Below are 18,429 nucleotides of genomic sequence, written 5' to 3'. Positions count from 1 at the left end.
TTCTATTTTTTATTAAATAAAAGTCTATCCGAATTATTAAAGTTTGAAAATTTTGACTTATTCTTTTTTGAAAACATATTCTTTTTATTTTTTTTGTTCTTTAATCCAAAGTTAGATATATTAAATTTATCAACATCTATTTGTGATAAATCTATCCCATAGCTTTCTTTCATATCATATATTTGAGCTATTTCTTCTTTACTTAATACTTTTATTTTTTCAGTTTTAGAAGGTGATGAAGCTAGTACACATCCTTCATCACCCATTTCTAAAACAAATATACTTGTATCTTTATTTAAGTTAGTTCTTTCTAGGACTTTAACATACTTATGCTTATTAATATTATCTGAGTTAAATTTAGTTAACTTTATTGAAGCTATTATTAAAATAATAGTAATAGGTATAAATATTATTAAGTTTATTATATAATGCAACATAATTTATTTTCCCTTCCTATTTCTTAACTTTCTCCTCAAATTTTATTACTTATTTTCTACATTATTGTTTTTATTTTCAGTTTTTGATTCTCTTTCTTCAACTACTAAAATATCAACCCTTCTGTTTTTAGCTTTATTTTCAGGTGTATCATTAGGAACAATAGGATTAAATTCTCCATACCCTTTAAGCGAAATTCTATTGGGATTTATATTCTTATTTTCAATTAAATACCTTACTATACTTAATGCTCTTTCTGTAGAAAGCTCCCAGTTAGACCTATATGCTGAACTATTTATAGGAACATTATCTGTATTTCCTTCTGCAACAATTTCATTATCTGTTTCTTGTATTATTTTAGCTATTGTATCAAGAACATTTATGCTCTCACTTTTTATTTCTGCTTTACCTGAATCAAATAGTATTGACTCATCAACTTGAAGTACTATTCCTCTTTCTTCTTCTCTTATTTTAATTTCGTCTGTAAGAGAATTTTTTTCTATTATTTCATTTAACTTTGCAGCTAAATCTTCATATTTAGTACCCTTTTCGATTTCAACCTTTAAATCATCTATACTTTGAACTTCTTCAATAGATGAATCACCTGTTAAAGAATATTGTAATGCCTCTGATAATTTTTTTAGTTTTTCACTGTCTACTGCTGATATCGAATATAGTAGTATAAAAAATGTTAGTAGCAATGTCATGGTGTCTGCAAAGGTATCCATCCATCCATCGGTTCTTATTTCATCATCCTTTTTTTTCTTACGAGCCATGATTAAGCAACCTCACTTGATGAATTTTCATAATATGCTTTTCTATCTTTTTCATTTAAGTGTGTTATTAATTTTTCTTCCATTGCTCTTACACTGTCACCATTTTGTATACTTTGTAATCCACAAACTACCATTTCTAAATACTCTATTTCTTTTTCACCTTTAGATTCAATGTTAAATCCAATTGGGTTAAATATCATATTAGTAAATAATGCTCCATAAAGTGTAGTTATAAGTGCAGTACTCATACCCGAGGCTATATCATCTGGTGAACCCATATCAGATAGCATTTGTATAAGACCTATAAGTGTACCAACCATACCAAAGGCAGGTGCATAAGATCCCCAAAGTTTGAATATCTTAGAACTACTGCCGTATACTTTTTCTTTTTCATTTAACTCTATTTCTAATATTTCTTTTACCGATTCTGCATCTACACCATCAACAATTAATTCAAGACCTTTTTTTAAGAATGGGTCTTCCATTTCAGCTACTTGTTGTTCTATTGCAAGTATTCCATCTTTTCTAATTGTTTTTGAAAGTTCTTTGAATTGATCAACTAAATCAACTTTATTAACGCTTGGTGAAACTATACTCATTTTTAATGCACTAGGAATTCTCTTTACAGTATCTAAATCAAAAGTTATTAATACTGCTGCAAATGAACCTCCTACAGTTATAAGGAATGATGGTATATCGATAAACATACCAACTCCACCTTTACCCTGTGCTATAGCAAAGAATATAAATCCTATTGCTAATACTAATCCTATTGGTGTTAGAATATCATTCTTCTTCATTCTCTACCACCTCTTATTATCTCTTAAGATTTACAATTTCTTGAAGTAGTTCATCACTAGTAGTTATTACTTTACTTGCTGCTTGGAATGCTCTAGTTGTAACTATCATTTCTGTAAATTCTTCTGATAAGTCAACATTAGACATTTCTATAGCACCTTGAGTTATCTTTCCAAATACAGGGTTCTTTATTGGTTCGCCTGAGTTTGCAGTTTCTCCATATATATTTCCTCCAAGTTGCTCTAAACCTTCATCATTTTGGAATACTGATATTTGTAAAACTTGTTTATCTCCCTTTATTACAGCTCCATCAACATCTAATTGAGGCATTTTTGTACCATCAGCTAACAAATATGAAATAGAACCATCACTAGCAATGTTAAATGATACTACTTTTTGATTAACACCATTAGCATTTTCAACTTCTTCTGGTATTAATATAGGATTATCACCTTCACCTAAAACCTTATAACCTTGTGATGTTACAAGGTTTCCATTCATATCTAAACTAAAAGATCCATCTCTTGTATATCCCTTTTGATTTGGACCTATTTCAACAGTGAAGAATCCATCTCCATCAATAGCTAAGTCTGTATCTCTTCCTGTTGTTTGTAATGAACCTTGTACCATGTTCTTTAATATACCACTTACTTTAACACCTATACCAACTTGCCCTGGGTTAACCCCTCCACTTGTAGCTGTTGGTGCACTTGGGTATATTGAACTTTGATATAGTGCATCTGCAAATCTTGTGCTTGTCTTTTTATATGCTGTTGTTCCTACGTTTGCTACATTGTTACCTACAACGTCCATTTTCGTCTGATTTGATTTCATAGCACTTATTCCTGAATACATCGATCTTAACATACTACTTCTCCTCCGTTTATATATTTAAAATTATATTTATTAACCATTTACCTTTATAAGAGCTCCATACTCAACTTCGATTATATTTTCGCTTTGAGAATCTTTAACGTTCATATATACAACTCCATCTTTAATGTATACACTTTCTACCTTTCCAGATATTGTTTTTACGTCTTCATCTCTCCTTTGTCCACTCTCAATTGGTGCATATACTTCAACTTCTTTTCCAATAAGATTAGTTGCACTTCCTACTGCCGAGTTTGCTAAAATCCCATTAGTCATTCCTATTAAATACTCTATATTTTCATTTAAAGCCATTGATTGCTCAAGCATATTAAACTGTGCTAACTGAGTAATATATTGCGTAGGATCTTGTGAGTTAAATGGATCTTGATTTTTCATTTGAGCTACAAGAAGTTTAAGAAATAAATCTTTATCTGAATTGTCATTACCTGAAACTATAGTCGTTCCATTTTCAGTTTTATTAACATTTCTTGACCTTAAACTACTAGTATCATTCATTGAGGTACCTGTGTTTATGCTTGTCATTTTTATTAGTCCTCACTTTCATTAAATTAATATGTTTAAATTATCGTCATCTTTGTTATGTTCACTATTGTGTAATTCTTCTATTATTTGATTATTATTTTTTTTATTCTTATTACTATTGTTTTGATTAAACCTTCTGTCTTGATTAAACTCTTTATTTAAGTTATCAGAAAATAAATTTTCATTTTCTGACTTTACATTTATAACAATATCTTTTATATTGATATCTGTATCATTAAGATGCTTTTTTATATCTTCTATATTTTTATTTACAAGGTCTAATATGTTATTATCATCAACTGTTATTAATAAATTTGAATGTTCTTTATTCTTAGATAACTTTATGCTTATTTCTCCCAAATTTCTTGGATTAAGTTTTACATTTAGCTCTTCTAAATCACTATTTTTCATATACTTTACAGATTTAATAATATCTTCTGTTATAAACTCTTGCCTAATTTCTGTAACTGGTTGGGGTATATCGTTACTTGTGCTATTTCTATATACAGTATTAAATTCATTAATTCCTACAAAGGAATTTATATATGAATTATCATCAGCTGATACAATATTTTCTAAATATTCAATATCATTACTTGTACCTTTAGAACTTTTATATTCATCTATTTTAGATTGATTTAAAATTCCTACTGTATCTAAGTTTTCATACATACTGTCTTCTTGGCTTGATTTGTCTAAATCCTTTATCTGATTTTTTATTTTATCTATTAGTGAATTTAAGCTTTCATTGATTTTATTTGAATTATTTCTGCCTTCATTGATAAGATAGTTAATATTGTTTATAATTTCTTTCATATCATTATTATTTAACTCTAATGAATAATTGCTTTCTGAACTTGTATGTAAGTTTTCAATAGCATCTAAAATATTTTTTGTATTTTCAACTTCGTTTAGTTTAGAATTTAATGATGATTTTATATTTTCTAAATCTGTTAAACTATCTATTTTTTCTGCTATATTAAACTTTTCATATAAGGTATAAATTAAATTATACAATATTAAGCTTTCATCAACATCCTCTTTATTGTTGGTATTTGTTCCACTATTTTCATCTTCTAACTTAAATTCACTAATAAAATCCTTGAATGTAGATAAACTGTCAGAACTTACCGATTTACTTTGTGATAAACTACTATCCCCCACCATATTACTTAAGTTTATATTAATCATACATTCACCTTTCTATTATAAGTTTGAAGTTTTTCTTATATATCCATATAAAGCAAATTCATCATTAGAAATCTGCTCTAATCGTTCTTCTTCTTTTTTTATTTCTAAAATTTTATTTTCTTTAAGCACTTCTAAAGATCGTCTTTTTATTCTTTTATCTATGAAATCTTTTTTTGCTTTTTCAAGTTCAATTTCTTTAGCTTCAAGTTCTTTTTCTGTGTCTTTTATAGTAGTGTTAAGATAAGATAAATAGTTCATAGTAATCTTTTGACTTATAGTGTCTTTTGCCCTACTTATATCAGAATACTTTTTATAATTGTTTTCTAATTCATGCAGCTTATTTTCTACTATATTTTTTTGATTTTGAGCCTTAGAATAAAATAACTTACTCTCTTCTTCTTCATTAACTCTTATATCTAATAGCTTCTGTAATTTAAACTTAAAATTGCTCATCTATAATCTCCTCTTTAGTCAAGCATATTAATTAATTTACTTTTACTTACTTCGAATTGAGATACTTCATTAACACCTTGTTTTAAGTATGAATTAACATTACCTATATATTTAATAGCTAAGTCTATTTCTTTATTTGATCCTTCTTCATAAGCACCAATATTTATTAAATCCTCAGCTTCTTTATAAGTTGCTAATATGTCTCTTGCCTTTGAAGCTGCCTTATTTTGTTCTTCTGTTGCAATTTCTTTCATAAGCCTACTTACACTATTAAGAATATCTATAGCCGGATAATGATTTTTATGTGCTAATTGTCTAGATAAAACTATATGCCCATCAAGTATCCCCCTTACTGTGTCTGCAATAGGTTCATTAAAATCATCACCATCAACAAGTACTGTATAAAATGCCGTTATAGACCCCTTATCTGACATACCCGTTCTTTCCATTAATTTTGGCAACATCGCAAACACCGATGGAGTATAACCTTTTTGTGCTGGAGGCTCTCCTATTGCTAAACCAACTTCCCTTTGAGCCATAGCAAAACGAGTTACTGAGTCCATCATAAGAAGTACTTTTTTACCTTTATCTCTAAAATATTCTGCTATAGATGTTGCAGTAAGTGCTCCTTTTAGTCTTACTAAAGGTGATTTATCAGATGTAGCGCATACTACAACTGACTTTTTCATACCTTCTTCACCTAAATCTCGTTCTATAAAGTCTAAAACTTCTCTACCACGTTCACCTATTAAAGCTATTACGTTAACATCTGCTTCTGCTGTTCTAGCCATCATACCAAGAGTTGTACTTTTTCCAACTCCACTTCCTGCAAATATCCCAATACGTTGACCTTCTCCACAAGTTAAAAATCCATCTATTGCTCGTACTCCAGTCGGCATTATATTAGTTATTCTTGGTCTTTTCATAGGGTCTGGTGGCTCATTAGATAAACTGTAATTTTCTCCATCTAATATTGCTTCTCCATCAATTGGATGTCCAAGACCATCTAATATCTTTCCTAAAAGTTCATCACTACATCTAACATTTAGCGGAACTCCTTTACCAATAACCTTACATCCAGGACTAACTCCTACAAGTTCTCCTAGCGGCATAAGTATTACACAGTCTTCCTTAAATCCAACTACCTCACATTTGATTTCAGCTCCCATATTGTTATGGATTATACAAAGCTCTCCCACAAATGCCTTTATACCTTCAACCTCTACTGTAAGACCTATAACCTTTGATACCTTTCCTTCAAATGTTATTTTAGGTATAGAATTAATTTTATTTATTACATTTTCGAAATCTATATCAATCATAGCAACTCCTCTTTTATTTTTCCAATAACATCATCAATGCCAATGACTAATTTTCCATTCAAGCTTTCTATTAGTGCATTGCCTTTATCAACTGATTCATCAGATAAAATAAAAACGTCTTTATTAATAAGATTATTTTCTTTTAATTCTAAAATTTGTTTATCTAAACTTTCTTTATAAATAGGATTAACTCGTATTACAAAGTTTTCTTTTAACTCATATTCCTTTATTACATCTAAAATTAATAAATCCATAGATTCTTCATCTTCAAAATTTCTTCTTAGCACCTTTTCCGCAATAGATATTCCCATAGCTAAAATATTTTTTTTATTATTTTTTATATAAGATGCAACTTGATTATTAGCTTCAAGCATTATTTTATTTGCCTTATCAATTATTTCAGATGATTCATTTTTAGCTTTTTCTATGTTGTCTTCATAAGCTTCTTTGTAGCCATCTTCATATCCATTTTGTGTACCTTGTTCGTAACCTTCATGATATGCTCTTTTCTCTATTTCCACAGCTTTCTGATTCGTTTCAGCTAATATTTTTTCACTTTCAGTATTAGCTTGATTTAAAATTTCATCATATTTAATTTGAGCATCTATAAGCTTTTGATTTATTTTCTCTTCTAATCTTAATAGCTCTAATCTCTTTTCATTATGATCCTCAACTTCTTCATTAACAGGTAACTCTTCTTTTTCCTTGAAGTTAAAATAGTTTAAAGAAACTGTACCCTTAACCTTTACATAATCAGACTTAATTATATTATTACTATAAGACGAATTCTTCATCTGAACCTCTAGTTAATGTAATTTCTCCTATTTCTTCAAGCTTTCTGATTATGTTTACTATGTTTTGTTGAGATTCTTCAACTTGAGAAACCTTAGTTTTTCCAAGTAATTCTATCTCTTCTTTTAATGCAGCAGCAGCCCTTTGTGATTGGTTTCTATATATAGCATTTGAAACATCATTTGATGCTCCTTTAAGTGCGTATGCAATATCTTTAACATTAACTTCTTTAAGAATTCTTTGTATAGCTGTGTCTTCAAGTCTTACGATATCATCAAATACGAACATGCTAGCTTTAATTTCTTCTGCTAATTCTATGTTATTTTCTTCAATATATTTAATAATGCTCTTTTCAGTTTTTCTATCAACATTACTTAATATATCTATTAAGCTGTCAACTCCACCTGATTTTTCAAGGTCTCTTTGACCTAATTTAGATAGCTTATTTGTTACAGCTTCATCTATAGCCTTTATAATATTAGGAGATATAGATGAAGTTCCCCCTATTTTCAGAGAAACTTCATGTTTTATATCATCTGGTATTTCACTTAAAACCACTGCTGCTTTATCTGGTTGAAGATGCGAAAGTATAATTGCTATCGTTTGCGTACTTTCACCTTGTATGCAAGATAAAATTTGCTCTGGTTCTGCCTTTCTAGCAGCCATAAATAATTTTGTACACGTATCATACTTTATACCTTCTAATATTTTATTAGCCCTTTGATTGCCAAGAGCTCCATTAAGAAGAGATTTTGCAAAGTCCATACCACCTTGAAGAACAATATCTTGTCCCTTATTAACTTCTATAAATTCTTGTAGAATCTCTCTTCTCTCTCTTGTTCCTACTTTATGAATATTTGATATCTCTACACCTATCTTTTGTATATATTGATCAGGCAAGTTTTTTACTATATCAGCTGCTACATCTGCACCTAGTGTAATTAATAAAATAGCTGCCTTTCTAGCACCTGTAACTTTTCTAACCTTTGGTATATCCCCCAAGTCAAATGCATTTCCTAAATTAACACTTTCTTTTTCCAATTATAAGCACCTCCCTTTGTATTACTCACTTAACCAATTTCTAATTAAGTCTGTAACTTGCTCTTTATTTTCTGATGCGTATTGTCTTACTTCTTCTTCTAAAGATATACTTTCTTCTTCATCCTCAGTAGATCTAGTTTTTTCCATTTCTTGTATTTTTTGATTTATAATATCAAGATGTTCACTATCATCATAATCATCTTCAACAAAGTCTGAGTTTTTCTTCTTCTTAATGTACATGTATACTAATATTGCAAGTATTAATAATAATAATATTCCTACTACATATCCTACAATCTTCATCACGTTATTTATCTCATCCTTAGCATTTAAATCATCATCATTAGCTAATGTATCAAACTTCATGCCAACAACAGAAATACTATCTCCTCTTTTCTCATCAAGACCTATAACATTAGATACTATATCTTCTACTTTTTTTATTGTTTTATTATCTAAGTTTCCATTGATAGCAACTGAGGCAGTAATCTTATTAATTTCACCTTGAGCCTTTATAGTTTTAGACTCTACTCTTCCTGTCTCGTACTCTATCTTCTCTTCCTTACTTTCATTTGAATTTGATTCATTACCACCTACAGTGTTCATATTGTTGTCAATATTTCCACCTGTAGCTTCATCTTGTGATGTTTTATTGGTTTTTCTATCTTCTTTTAATGCAACCCTGTCTGGGTCAATCTTTATTTCTGTAGTTTCTTTAGTATCAAAGTTTAAATCTGAATTTACTTTTACTACAACTTTACCTTGTCCAAACATAGATTCAAGTATTGAAGATATAGCTCTTTCTAAATCTGAGTTTAATTCTTTCTCTGCTTTTCTGGCTATATATAAACCATTTGAGTTGGTAGCTTGCTCTTTTCCATTTTCATCATATAAACCTTCAGATAAAAGATTCATATTTTGATCAACTACTTCTACATTTTGTTTGGGTATATTTTCACAACTTGCAGAAACTAAAGACATAATAGACCTTACTTGACTTATATCTAAACTTTCTCCTGGGTTTAGAGTTATAGTTACTGCAGCAGACCCTGGTTGAGTTTCCTTAGCAAATACAGATTCTTCACCATTTATAATCTGAACTCTTGCATCTGCCACTTGAGAAAATGTCTTTATAGTCTTTTCAATCTCGCCTTGTAGCATTCTTTGTTTCTTTATCTTAAACTCTTCATCTGTCATACCAAATGATGAACCTTCGTCCATAAGCTCATAACCTTTAGAACCATTAGATATATTTTCTGATAATTTTAATCTTAATTCATCGACCTTATCCTTTGGAACAAGTATACTATCACCTTGTATTTTCATATCTATATTTTCACTTTCAAGTTCTTTAGTTATGCTTGCTGCATCAGTAGAATTCAAACCTGAAAAAAGAACTTTGTACTTGTTGTTATTCATGTACTTTACACCAAATACAATAGATAAGATTACTGCTACAGAAGCTATTACTAAAGCTAGCTTTTTAGTTTTACTTAAGGCTTTAAAGTCCAATATTTTTTTACTTATAAACTCTTTAATCTTATTTATAATATCCTTTACATTCATTTGCTCACTCCTTTATAAAATAAAACTATAGTTGAACTGAGCTTAACTCTTTGTATGCATCATATAATTTATTTCTCATTTCTAACATGAGCTGCATAGAAATTTGAGCTTCTTGAGTAGATAACATAACCTCATGCATTGTTATATCATCACCTTTTATAAGAGCTTCAATGTCATTATTAGCTTTAACTTGACTATCATTAACTTTATTTACTGCATTGTTTAATACATCTGTAAAATTAACCTTATCACTTTCATTTAAATTCTTATTTGTATTATCTATAGTGTTATTTTGAATCTGATTTAAAAACATCTTTGAATCAAAATTAACACTTGACATATTTATCAAACTCATTATTTGCACCTCCATATATTACTTTCCTATTTCAAGAGCTTTTGAAATCATATCTTTTTGAGCATTCAAAGTATCAATATTTGATTCATATGCTCTAGATGCAGATATTAAATCTGACATTTCTACTAGCAAATCAACATTTGGATATTCTACATATCCCTCTTCATCTGCATCAGGATTATTTGGTTCATATACCTTTCTAAGAGGAGATTTATCTTCTTCTATAGAAACAGCTTTAACTCCTAACATACCTAATTTTTCATCATAGTTTTCTTGAAAACTTGCTATCTTACGAACGTAGGCCCCTCCATTTTCAGTTCTAGTAGTTTTTACATTAGCAACATTCGAAGATATAACATCTATTCTTAATCTTTCGGCAGATAAACCACTAGCGCTTATTCTCATTCCATTAAAAACACTCATTTAATTACCTCCCTGATATTACACTTTTTGTCATAGATAATTTAGTATTTGTCAAACTTACAATTGCATTATATTGAAGGCTTGCAGCAACTTGATTTACCTTTTCACTTTCTAAGTCAACATTATTTCCGTCTTCCCTTACTACGGAATCTTTATCAACTTTTACCTCAATTTTTGCATTATCCATTTCATTTTTTAAACTGTCCTCAAAAGTAACATACTTTCTTTTATAATTCGGGGTATTTATATTTACAATGTTGTTTGCTATAGTTCTATTTCTTAGTTCTGTAGCATCTAACCCCATTTTCATTAATCCATATATATCCATAGTCCATCTCCTACAAAAACTTTTTATAATATTTTATTTAAATTTTAAATTTCCTATCGACCTATTATACTACTTTTCTCGACATTTTTCTACGTTTTTCGTTTTTTTCATATATTTCCATATATTTTTCGACATTCTTTTGCATAACTTTTATATGTATTCATTTTTATAAGTTGTATAATTTTGTATTTTAAATAAAAAAAGAAAATAGCCATTTTAAATTTACATAAAATGACTATTTCCTTTAATATATAAAATTTATATTTATTTTTACATTAATAGTAATTAATTTAAATTAAAATAAATTATAAATCTCAAGCCTTTTATAATTTATTTTAATTTTATGCTTCTAAATTTAGAATTTATATTGCAATATTAATTAGAATTCCAGTTTCAATATTATTTTCTATAGATATAAATCCTAATTCTTCATTTATAAAATCTTTATGTATAGAATCTTTATTAGAATATAGTTTTGATACAGCCTTATCAACACTATCTTCTAAAATCATAAGTTTTGTTTTATATATAGATATCTTATTTTTTACTTGTTCTATTTTCTTAAGTGTTTCTTCTATTATTGATATTGTTCTTTCATCTTCTAGTTTATTATCAGTATTTTTGCTATTAATTTCTTCGTATGATTTAAAATTTAATTCATCTTCTTTTTTAGCTAGTTGTTTTATTTTTACTTTTATATTTGATGATTCTTTTTTTTCATTTTTTATATTTTCAGAGTATATGTTTTTTGCATTTTGTAAAGTTTTTTCCATTTCATCAATTTTAGCTTCTTGAACTTGTATATCTGATATACGTTCTTGCAATTCTCTTTGTTTATGATTCATTGTACTTGCTTTTCTCTTCATTCTAGTAATCGTAGTAGATGAGTTATTATCATTTTTATTATTTTTTACTTTTTCATTATTATTTTGATTTAAATTCATATTACTTATATTTATATTTGTATATAAATTTAGTTCATGTAATTTATTATCATTATTTATATTCATTTGCTCTCCCCCACAATATTATAAAACAACTTAAATACCTTTTATAAATTCATTTAAATAATTTGTTGCCTTTATCGCCCCCCTTTCATTTAAGTGATCTGCATCTATAAAATCTGTATCATCAAATTCAAATAAAGAATTTCTTAAATCTATTACTTTTATATCATTTTCTTTTTTTATTTTATTAAGTAAGTTATCAAAAAGTTGTCTGTATTCTAATTTTATATTTTTTGAATAATACCTACTAGTAGGAAAAATTACTATAATTACTTGAATAGAATGTTTATATAAAAATTTCAAAAATTCTTTAAGTATATCTTTGTATTCTGATTCAGTTTCACTATACTTAAATATTTTATTATGTTGCTCAGCTCTTAATAATCCTAATTGCTCTTTATATCCTTTATTAAAATCTGAAAATCGTTTTTGTCGATTTACATAATTTATACTGTTGTAATACATTGTATTTTCATTGTATATTTTATCTTTAAAATACTTTTCAACTTCATTTATATTAAATATGTTTTCTATTAAAATATCTAATTCGTAATCATTTAAGCTTTTTCGATTCTTCATACTTTCAGTAGTAGAATTATGTCTATCATTTAGTAATGGATAATATACATTTTCTATCATATTTTTAGAGTATAAACTATTCCCTCTTGATAAATCATGATGTAAAATATAATAACTCATACCAAATATACATTGTTTTATATTTCCGTTCTCAAGAATAGTATTTTTAGCTAATTTAAAAGAATAATATAAATCTTGACTATGCATAGATAAATTAACAGTTCTTTGATTTAGCAAATCTTCCTTTATTCCTACCAATGAATAAGAGTTTCCTACTATAATAGACTCAACATCATCTTTATAACTACGTTTTAAAGAGTTGTTTAAGTAATTAAAATCATAGTAATATTTATATATATTTTCAGCTGCTTTTAAAAATAAGCTTGATATTTGTGAATAGTTTAATATTTTATCAAAAAAATTATTTTTAAATAAAATATCATTTTCTACTAATAATACATTATATACATTTGTATCTATAGAATCTTTTTTTATAGATACAGATTTTAATTCTTTTTCATTTTTTATTTTTATTATATTATAATTTAATAGTTTATTTTCAATTAAACCAAATGTATCATTCCCATAGAAAAATATATTTAAACTGTAACATTGACGAAATTCATCTTGTATATCATCAAATACTTTCTTTAAACGATGTTCATATAGTTCATATAGTTCATATTCTTTAGGATATAAATTATCATTATTTCTTTTTATAAATTCAAATATAGTATTTTCTAATCTATTTAATGATTTTAAATTATAACATATTAGTCTATCTATAACTTCTATAAAAATATTTATTAATTTAACACTATTAGAGAATTCAGTAAAAAAATAATGCTTTATTTCTAATTTCTTATTATATATAAATTTAAAATCTTCTAAATATTTATCAATAGATAAATTTATCATATAAAATCCTCTTCCTTAATTCATAAAAATATACAAATAATACTACACCCTATTTTGTTAGTTTTCTTATTTCAAGTATTAAAGTTACTATATAATATTTTCAACACTTAAATTTAACTAATACAACGAGTCAATATAATATATAATATAATATATTTTATAATAAAATCGAATTTATTTTTTAGCGATAACCCTAATAACTATAGGATTTTGATCTTTATATGCTGCATAATTATTACTTTCATTTACAAATTCAATTTTAAATCCATAAGAAGTTAGCTTTTTTACTAATTCATCTAAAACAATAAATCGTCTAGAGTGATTATTATACACATAAGTGTTTCTTGCTATTTTTTCACCTAATCCAAAAATATCATCTTTAATACTACGAGCTTCTACTAAAAACAGTCCATCCTTTTTTAGTCCTTCATATACTCTTTTTAATAATTTTTCTTCTTGTTCCTCTGATATAGAGTGTAACGTAAATCTACTATATATATAATCAAAACTTTCTCTCTTTAATAATTTAGTTTTTATAAAATCATCTACTACAAATTCTATATTATTATTAGATACACTCTGTTTTAGATTATTTATAGAGCTTTCACTTTGATCTATTGCTACTACACTTATATTATTATTTGCTAAAAACATAGCATCTCTACCATTTCCACACCCTAGTTCTATTAATTTTTTGCCAGAATCTAAATATTTTAATATATCTTTAGCAAACTTTGATGGCTCATTTGGTGCTATATTTTTTTTATAATATTCATTCCAATATTTATAATCCATTTTTAATCCTTCCTAGCATCTTCATTATGTCTATTTTTAATTATTTTTTTGCTTAAAACTTTATCTATATGATTCCATACTCTAAGTGTTGAATTACTATCTTTGTATTTATAAAATACATCTCTTAATTCATGTCTTTTTTCTTTGTAGTAATTTTCATCATATAAACACTTTACAACCTCTGACTCTAGTTGTTCTTGTGTTTTAACCTTTGGACCTGCTGTCCAAAAATCATATGGTTCTAAACTTAAACCTCTTTCAGCTCTATACTGCTCAATATCATAATTAGTAAATATAACTTGCTTGTCCATAAATAAAAAATCACCATATATGCTTGAATAATCAGTAATCAAAATATCAGCGCAGTTTAAAACTTCATATAGATTTAAATTCTTTTCTTCTAAATCATTATTAGATACAAATATTATATTCTTAAGTTTATAACCTTTCATCTTACTAGTTACTAATCTTTCTTCTGCATGATGAACCTTTGATATAAGAATCGTATTATGTTCTCCTAATAATTTATCAAATTTAGCATAATTAAAATTTTTAATTTTTATACCTTCATTAATAGGATCACCATTAATAACTCCCGAATTTTCATGAACATGGAAAGTAGGCATATTAAATATAACCTTTTTATCTTTCAAATCTCTATTCAATAACTTCTCTAAGTTTGTTCTACCATCACTTAACATAAGTATATCTGTTCTTGGATTTCCTGTTATTTCATATTTATTTTCTGAAATAGCAGAAAATGCACTTTGTATTAACATATTCATCTCAGATGTAATACAAACTTTATCTATACTTTCATATTCTTTGGGAGTAAATCCAAAGTTTTTATGTTTTTTATCAAGAATACCACAATTTTTCATTATTACACTAGCATGACCCACATCTATATTATATGTGTATTTAGGATAACTAGTAAAAGTATTGAACCCAGATACAGTTACAGATGACAATAGAGGTACTTTAACTATATTATCTACATTAAATACATCTCGTCCTTTTATAACATTTAATTTATACTTTTCTTTATATTGTTCTGGCATATATTTTATCATTGCATATACATTAGCATCAGCTGAATTAAATAAATTGAAGGTTACTGTTGCTTCATTGTATTTATTTTTTAAGTTCAACATTTCATCATTGTTTATTTTAACTAAAGTAAATTTATTATCATTTGTTTGCACTAATATATTACATTCTTTTATTCCCTTATAGGCTATATCTTTTATTATATTTATATAATTTTTATTATATAAAACTATAACATCTAAATTTAAGATTTCTTGTCTCCTAATATAATCTTCTATAGTTAAAATTTCTTTATTACTTATAGAATAATTTCCTTCTATATATAACCAATTTTCATCTATATTATTTTTATCAGCTAACTCAATAAATTCTTCATCTACATCAGTAAACTTATTAGATATATATCTAAATAAACTAAAATTATTGCAATTTATAGATAGATTGGACTTTAATTCTTCTAATAATTTCTTGTATTGGTCAGATAGAATTTCTTCATCATATAAATTATTTATATCATTTATAAATTCTATATCTTCTGTATATCTTAAACCTATTGCACCATATAAAACTGATTTTATATTTTCTCCAATTAATTTATATATATATGCTAAGTTAAAATAAGCATCAATACAATCTTCTTTGATATTTATAGACTTTTTATAACAATTTATAGCTATATCATACTCCTGAACCTTAAAACATAGCATTCCTCTTAAGTTCCAGTAAATAGAGTTATTTTCATATGCTTTTTCATTTTCTATTATATATTTATAAGCATTTTCTATATCATTATTAACTATAAAGTTTTGTATCTTATTTAATATTTTCATTATTATGCCTCACTTTATTTTTAACCTATAAGAGTATTTAGTTTTAATACTACTTCATTTTTTAAATCTTCATCCTCTGATATACTTAAAAGTTTTTCATAAAAACTAATAGCTTCATCATAATCTCCACTTATCTCTTTTGTGTAAGCTATATTAAATATAGTGTCTACATTTAAAGGATCATTTATATAACTTAACTTTAATAACCTTTCGCTTTGTTGAATATTACCTAAATATAAGTTAATTATCGCTCTTATATTATACATTTCTTCATTGCCAAACATATCTTCATACTGGCTAACTACTTCTATAGCTTTTGATAAATTATTTGAGGCTATTATTTTTTCTATAATTGATTTATACTCTTTCTTTAAAATATTCATTTCATCACTTACTAAAATATCTTTTTCAATATCGTTTAATAGATATTGCATCCCTTTTTTATATTCTGGATATTCTTTAAGTAAATTTTTTATATTTCTTATAAAACTTAATGTATTATTTTTCTTTAAATTTAAAATATTATATAAATCTAATGCAAACTTATCATCTTTATTGTTTACAATATCACATAAATTACATTTAATTTTATCTACATTATATATACTTTGTAAGTAATTATTTCTATAAACTATATATGTTAAAAATACTTTTTTGTATTTATCTTCAAGTAAATTACTATGTTTACATAATAATTTACATATTGTACTTTCTAATTTCAGTTTATTAACTTCTAAAGTATTTACAGTTTGGTCTATATACTCATATAATATAAGTTCCATATCATTTTTGCTTTGTATTAAATAAGTTAGATACATCTCTAATTTATATAAGCTTATATCTTTAACAATTTCATATAAATTTATATTTGTCTTTGTTAAGTAGTAAATTAAATCTCCAAAATAATTACGATTTTCATTTTTTAATATATAAATACTTTCATTAACATCTATTTGTTCTCCAAGTCTTAATCTATTCAATTTACCATAGTTATTATCTATATTTGAAAAATATTTATATATTATTTTTTTATCAACTTCTTTAATGTTATTTATAAATATTTCTATTGCATCAATAAATTTACTTCTTTCAATATCATCGGTTAAATTAATATATATATTTTTTATTTCTTCACTTTCTCCTAGCTTATATACGCTATGTATTAACATATAATATATCTTACTTAAGTTATTTTCATTAATACACTTACTATAATTAACTGCATCCTTATATCTTTCTAATTTATAATAATTCTCAAAAATAATAACTTTAGCATCTTCCTTATTTCTAATAGTTAGGCAATCTGTATCTATATTATTAGCTTGAGTAGAAATATTATAGTTTTCAATTAAATACAAATATCTTTCAAAACTTTCTATACTTTCCTCTTTCTTTTCCAAATATGCCTGGCTTATACCTAATGCATAATAAATATCAATATTTTTATTATCTTCTTTTATATAATCTAAACATAAATTTTCACATTTTCTATACTGATTCATTGAAATATATAATTGTGCTAAGTTAGATGTAAGAAATCTTGGTATATGCTTTCTTTTTCTATATAATTCCAACGATCTTTCTAAATAAAATAATGCATCTTCATAAGACTTTAATATGCAATAATTTTTACCTAATTGGTAGTTAATATAAGGATCATTTGGGCTCTTTTCTATTTCTTTTAAGAGAATTTCACCATTCCTAAGATATTTTTTGTTTAATAATTCTTTATCTTTAAACATGTATCCATAATGTTTAAAAGATGCAATATCATTATATAATGGTAGTTTAAACTTTGGTTGTTCATGCACTGCACCTATATAACAAAATCCATTTTCATTTTTAAATAATCTAGGTATTGAAACTAAATTATATTCAAGTTCATCTTCACTATTTATATTCATAAGCTCAATTGTTGCAGAGTTATATTTTTTATATAGATCAGTTCTAAAAAATTGAACTAATTTATCAAGATTACTTAATACTTCATCAGCATCTAATACAAGAATCCAATCCCCTTTCGCATAACTTATAGATTTATTTCTCATATCTGCAAAATTATTATTCCATTTTTCAAAATATACTTTATCAGTATATTTTTTTGCTATATTAACTGTATTATCGGTAGAACCTGTATCTAATATTATAAGTTCACTATTTATATTTTTTTTCAAAGCATTTAAAGCAAATAATGTTTTATCTAAATATTTTTCTTCATTTTTTACAATCATTACAATACTTAATAACATAATTTATCTCCTTTTAAGTTATTAAATTTAAAAATAAAGAGTAAAGCATGTGCTTTACCCCTTAATTTAAAATTNTATATACATACGTTAAATATTTTTAATACT

The 18,429-nt window shown here is 25.8% G+C and carries 19 protein-coding genes; all 19 read right to left on the bottom strand.

Going from position 1 to position 18,429, the window contains the following annotated elements:
• Positions 1-2: 2 nt before the first annotated feature.
• On the bottom strand, positions 3-437 hold the full coding sequence (locus tag BN7997_RS02075; RefSeq protein ID WP_071119228.1) for a flagellar biosynthetic protein FliO: 435 nt from the start codon (positions 435-437) through the stop codon (positions 3-5).
• Between the two features lie 45 nt (positions 438-482).
• Positions 483-1,211 (bottom strand): OmpA family protein, encoded by a 729-nt coding sequence (locus BN7997_RS02070; protein WP_071119227.1) that lies wholly within the window; start codon positions 1,209-1,211, stop codon positions 483-485.
• A gap of 2 nt (positions 1,212-1,213) precedes the next feature.
• Positions 1,214-2,011 (bottom strand): motility protein A, encoded by a 798-nt coding sequence (locus tag BN7997_RS02065; RefSeq protein WP_071119226.1) that lies wholly within the window; start codon positions 2,009-2,011, stop codon positions 1,214-1,216.
• Positions 2,012-2,027: 16 nt separating this feature from the next.
• Positions 2,028-2,876: a flagellar hook-basal body complex protein gene (locus BN7997_RS02060; RefSeq protein WP_071119225.1), complete on the bottom strand. Its 849-nt coding sequence runs from the start codon at positions 2,874-2,876 to the stop codon at positions 2,028-2,030.
• A 39-nt stretch (positions 2,877-2,915) separates the two neighbouring features.
• Positions 2,916-3,425, bottom strand: a complete 510-nt coding sequence (locus BN7997_RS02055; RefSeq protein WP_071119224.1) for a flagellar hook assembly protein FlgD — start codon at positions 3,423-3,425, stop codon at positions 2,916-2,918.
• 21 nt (positions 3,426-3,446) lie between these two features.
• Complete coding sequence (locus BN7997_RS02050) at positions 3,447-4,616, bottom strand: flagellar hook-length control protein FliK (RefSeq protein ID WP_071119223.1); 1,170 nt, start codon at positions 4,614-4,616, stop codon at positions 3,447-3,449.
• Between the two features lie 15 nt (positions 4,617-4,631).
• Positions 4,632-5,069 carry a flagellar export protein FliJ gene (gene fliJ, locus BN7997_RS02045; RefSeq protein ID WP_071119222.1) on the bottom strand — a complete coding sequence of 146 codons (438 nt, stop codon included), beginning with the start codon at positions 5,067-5,069 and terminating at the stop codon, positions 4,632-4,634.
• Positions 5,070-5,083: 14 nt separating this feature from the next.
• The gene (gene fliI, locus BN7997_RS02040) at positions 5,084-6,391 is read right to left on the bottom strand and encodes a flagellar protein export ATPase FliI (protein ID WP_071119221.1); all 1,308 of its coding nucleotides are present in this window, start codon (positions 6,389-6,391) and stop codon (positions 5,084-5,086) included.
• A complete protein-coding gene (locus tag BN7997_RS02035) occupies positions 6,388-7,185 on the bottom strand; it encodes a FliH/SctL family protein (protein WP_071119220.1) in 798 nt (265 codons plus the stop codon). The genes fliI and BN7997_RS02035 overlap by 4 nt, the downstream gene beginning before the upstream one ends.
• Positions 7,166-8,224, bottom strand: a complete 1,059-nt coding sequence (gene fliG / locus BN7997_RS02030) for a flagellar motor switch protein FliG (RefSeq protein WP_242873370.1) — start codon at positions 8,222-8,224, stop codon at positions 7,166-7,168. Before fliG ends, BN7997_RS02035 begins: the two co-directional genes overlap by 20 nt.
• A 21-nt stretch (positions 8,225-8,245) precedes the next feature.
• Positions 8,246-9,790: a flagellar basal-body MS-ring/collar protein FliF gene (gene fliF / locus BN7997_RS02025; protein WP_071119219.1), complete on the bottom strand. Its 1,545-nt coding sequence runs from the start codon at positions 9,788-9,790 to the stop codon at positions 8,246-8,248.
• A gap of 25 nt (positions 9,791-9,815) precedes the next feature.
• Positions 9,816-10,145, bottom strand: coding sequence for a flagellar hook-basal body complex protein FliE (fliE, locus tag BN7997_RS02020; protein WP_195906790.1), 330 nt, complete (start codon positions 10,143-10,145; stop codon positions 9,816-9,818).
• Positions 10,146-10,163: 18 nt separating this feature from the next.
• Complete coding sequence (gene flgC, locus BN7997_RS02015; protein WP_071119218.1) at positions 10,164-10,568, bottom strand: flagellar basal body rod protein FlgC; 405 nt, start codon at positions 10,566-10,568, stop codon at positions 10,164-10,166.
• A gap of 4 nt (positions 10,569-10,572) precedes the next feature.
• Positions 10,573-10,896, bottom strand: a complete 324-nt coding sequence (locus BN7997_RS02010) for a flagellar biosynthesis protein FlgB (RefSeq protein WP_071119217.1) — start codon at positions 10,894-10,896, stop codon at positions 10,573-10,575.
• 362 nt (positions 10,897-11,258) lie between these two features.
• Positions 11,259-11,906, bottom strand: coding sequence for a hypothetical protein (locus tag BN7997_RS02005; RefSeq protein ID WP_071119216.1), 648 nt, complete (start codon positions 11,904-11,906; stop codon positions 11,259-11,261).
• Positions 11,907-11,936: 30 nt separating this feature from the next.
• Positions 11,937-13,400, bottom strand: a complete 1,464-nt coding sequence (locus BN7997_RS02000) for a hypothetical protein (protein ID WP_071119215.1) — start codon at positions 13,398-13,400, stop codon at positions 11,937-11,939.
• Positions 13,401-13,574: 174 nt separating this feature from the next.
• The gene (locus BN7997_RS01995; protein ID WP_071119214.1) at positions 13,575-14,195 is read right to left on the bottom strand and encodes a class I SAM-dependent methyltransferase; all 621 of its coding nucleotides are present in this window, start codon (positions 14,193-14,195) and stop codon (positions 13,575-13,577) included.
• Between the two features lie 2 nt (positions 14,196-14,197).
• Complete coding sequence (locus BN7997_RS01990) at positions 14,198-16,075, bottom strand: CDP-glycerol glycerophosphotransferase family protein (protein WP_071119213.1); 1,878 nt, start codon at positions 16,073-16,075, stop codon at positions 14,198-14,200.
• A 20-nt stretch (positions 16,076-16,095) separates the two neighbouring features.
• Positions 16,096-18,324 (bottom strand): glycosyltransferase, encoded by a 2,229-nt coding sequence (locus BN7997_RS01985; RefSeq protein ID WP_071119212.1) that lies wholly within the window; start codon positions 18,322-18,324, stop codon positions 16,096-16,098.
• Positions 18,325-18,429 lie beyond the last annotated feature (105 nt).

The sequence above is a fragment of the Romboutsia timonensis genome, assembly GCF_900106845.1.
GTDB classification, from domain to species: domain Bacteria; phylum Bacillota; class Clostridia; order Peptostreptococcales; family Peptostreptococcaceae; genus Romboutsia; species Romboutsia timonensis.
The sequence above is the reverse complement of the archived record's forward strand: the minus strand, read 5'-3'. Positions and strand labels throughout refer to the sequence as shown.

Bases quoted from the DNA above. Each gene is read 5' to 3' on its own strand.
- BN7997_RS02050 (WP_071119223.1), bottom strand. From the start codon at position 4,616: ATGATTAATATAAACTTAAGTAATATGGTGGGGGATAGTAGTTTATCA.
- BN7997_RS02005 (WP_071119216.1), bottom strand. From the start codon at position 11,906: ATGAATATAAATAATGATAATAAATTACATGAACTAAATTTATATACA.
- fliE (WP_195906790.1), bottom strand. From the start codon at position 10,145: ATGAGTTTGATAAATATGTCAAGTGTTAATTTTGATTCAAAGATGTTT.
- flgC (WP_071119218.1), bottom strand. From the start codon at position 10,568: ATGAGTGTTTTTAATGGAATGAGAATAAGCGCTAGTGGTTTATCTGCC.
- fliJ (WP_071119222.1), bottom strand. From the start codon at position 5,069: ATGAGCAATTTTAAGTTTAAATTACAGAAGCTATTAGATATAAGAGTT.
- BN7997_RS02055 (WP_071119224.1), bottom strand. From the start codon at position 3,425: ATGACAAGCATAAACACAGGTACCTCAATGAATGATACTAGTAGTTTA.
- BN7997_RS01995 (WP_071119214.1), bottom strand. From the start codon at position 14,195: ATGGATTATAAATATTGGAATGAATATTATAAAAAAAATATAGCACCA.
- BN7997_RS02075 (WP_071119228.1), bottom strand. From the start codon at position 437: ATGTTGCATTATATAATAAACTTAATAATATTTATACCTATTACTATT.
- BN7997_RS01990 (WP_071119213.1), bottom strand. From the start codon at position 16,075: ATGAAAATATTAAATAAGATACAAAACTTTATAGTTAATAATGATATA.
- BN7997_RS02035 (WP_071119220.1), bottom strand. From the start codon at position 7,185: ATGAAGAATTCGTCTTATAGTAATAATATAATTAAGTCTGATTATGTA.
- BN7997_RS02010 (WP_071119217.1), bottom strand. From the start codon at position 10,896: ATGGATATATATGGATTAATGAAAATGGGGTTAGATGCTACAGAACTA.
- fliI (WP_071119221.1), bottom strand. From the start codon at position 6,391: ATGATTGATATAGATTTCGAAAATGTAATAAATAAAATTAATTCTATA.
- BN7997_RS02065 (WP_071119226.1), bottom strand. From the start codon at position 2,011: ATGAAGAAGAATGATATTCTAACACCAATAGGATTAGTATTAGCAATA.
- BN7997_RS02060 (WP_071119225.1), bottom strand. From the start codon at position 2,876: ATGTTAAGATCGATGTATTCAGGAATAAGTGCTATGAAATCAAATCAG.
- BN7997_RS02070 (WP_071119227.1), bottom strand. From the start codon at position 1,211: ATGGCTCGTAAGAAAAAAAAGGATGATGAAATAAGAACCGATGGATGG.
- BN7997_RS01985 (WP_071119212.1), bottom strand. From the start codon at position 18,324: ATGTTATTAAGTATTGTAATGATTGTAAAAAATGAAGAAAAATATTTA.
- BN7997_RS02000 (WP_071119215.1), bottom strand. From the start codon at position 13,400: ATGATAAATTTATCTATTGATAAATATTTAGAAGATTTTAAATTTATA.
- fliF (WP_071119219.1), bottom strand. From the start codon at position 9,790: ATGAATGTAAAGGATATTATAAATAAGATTAAAGAGTTTATAAGTAAA.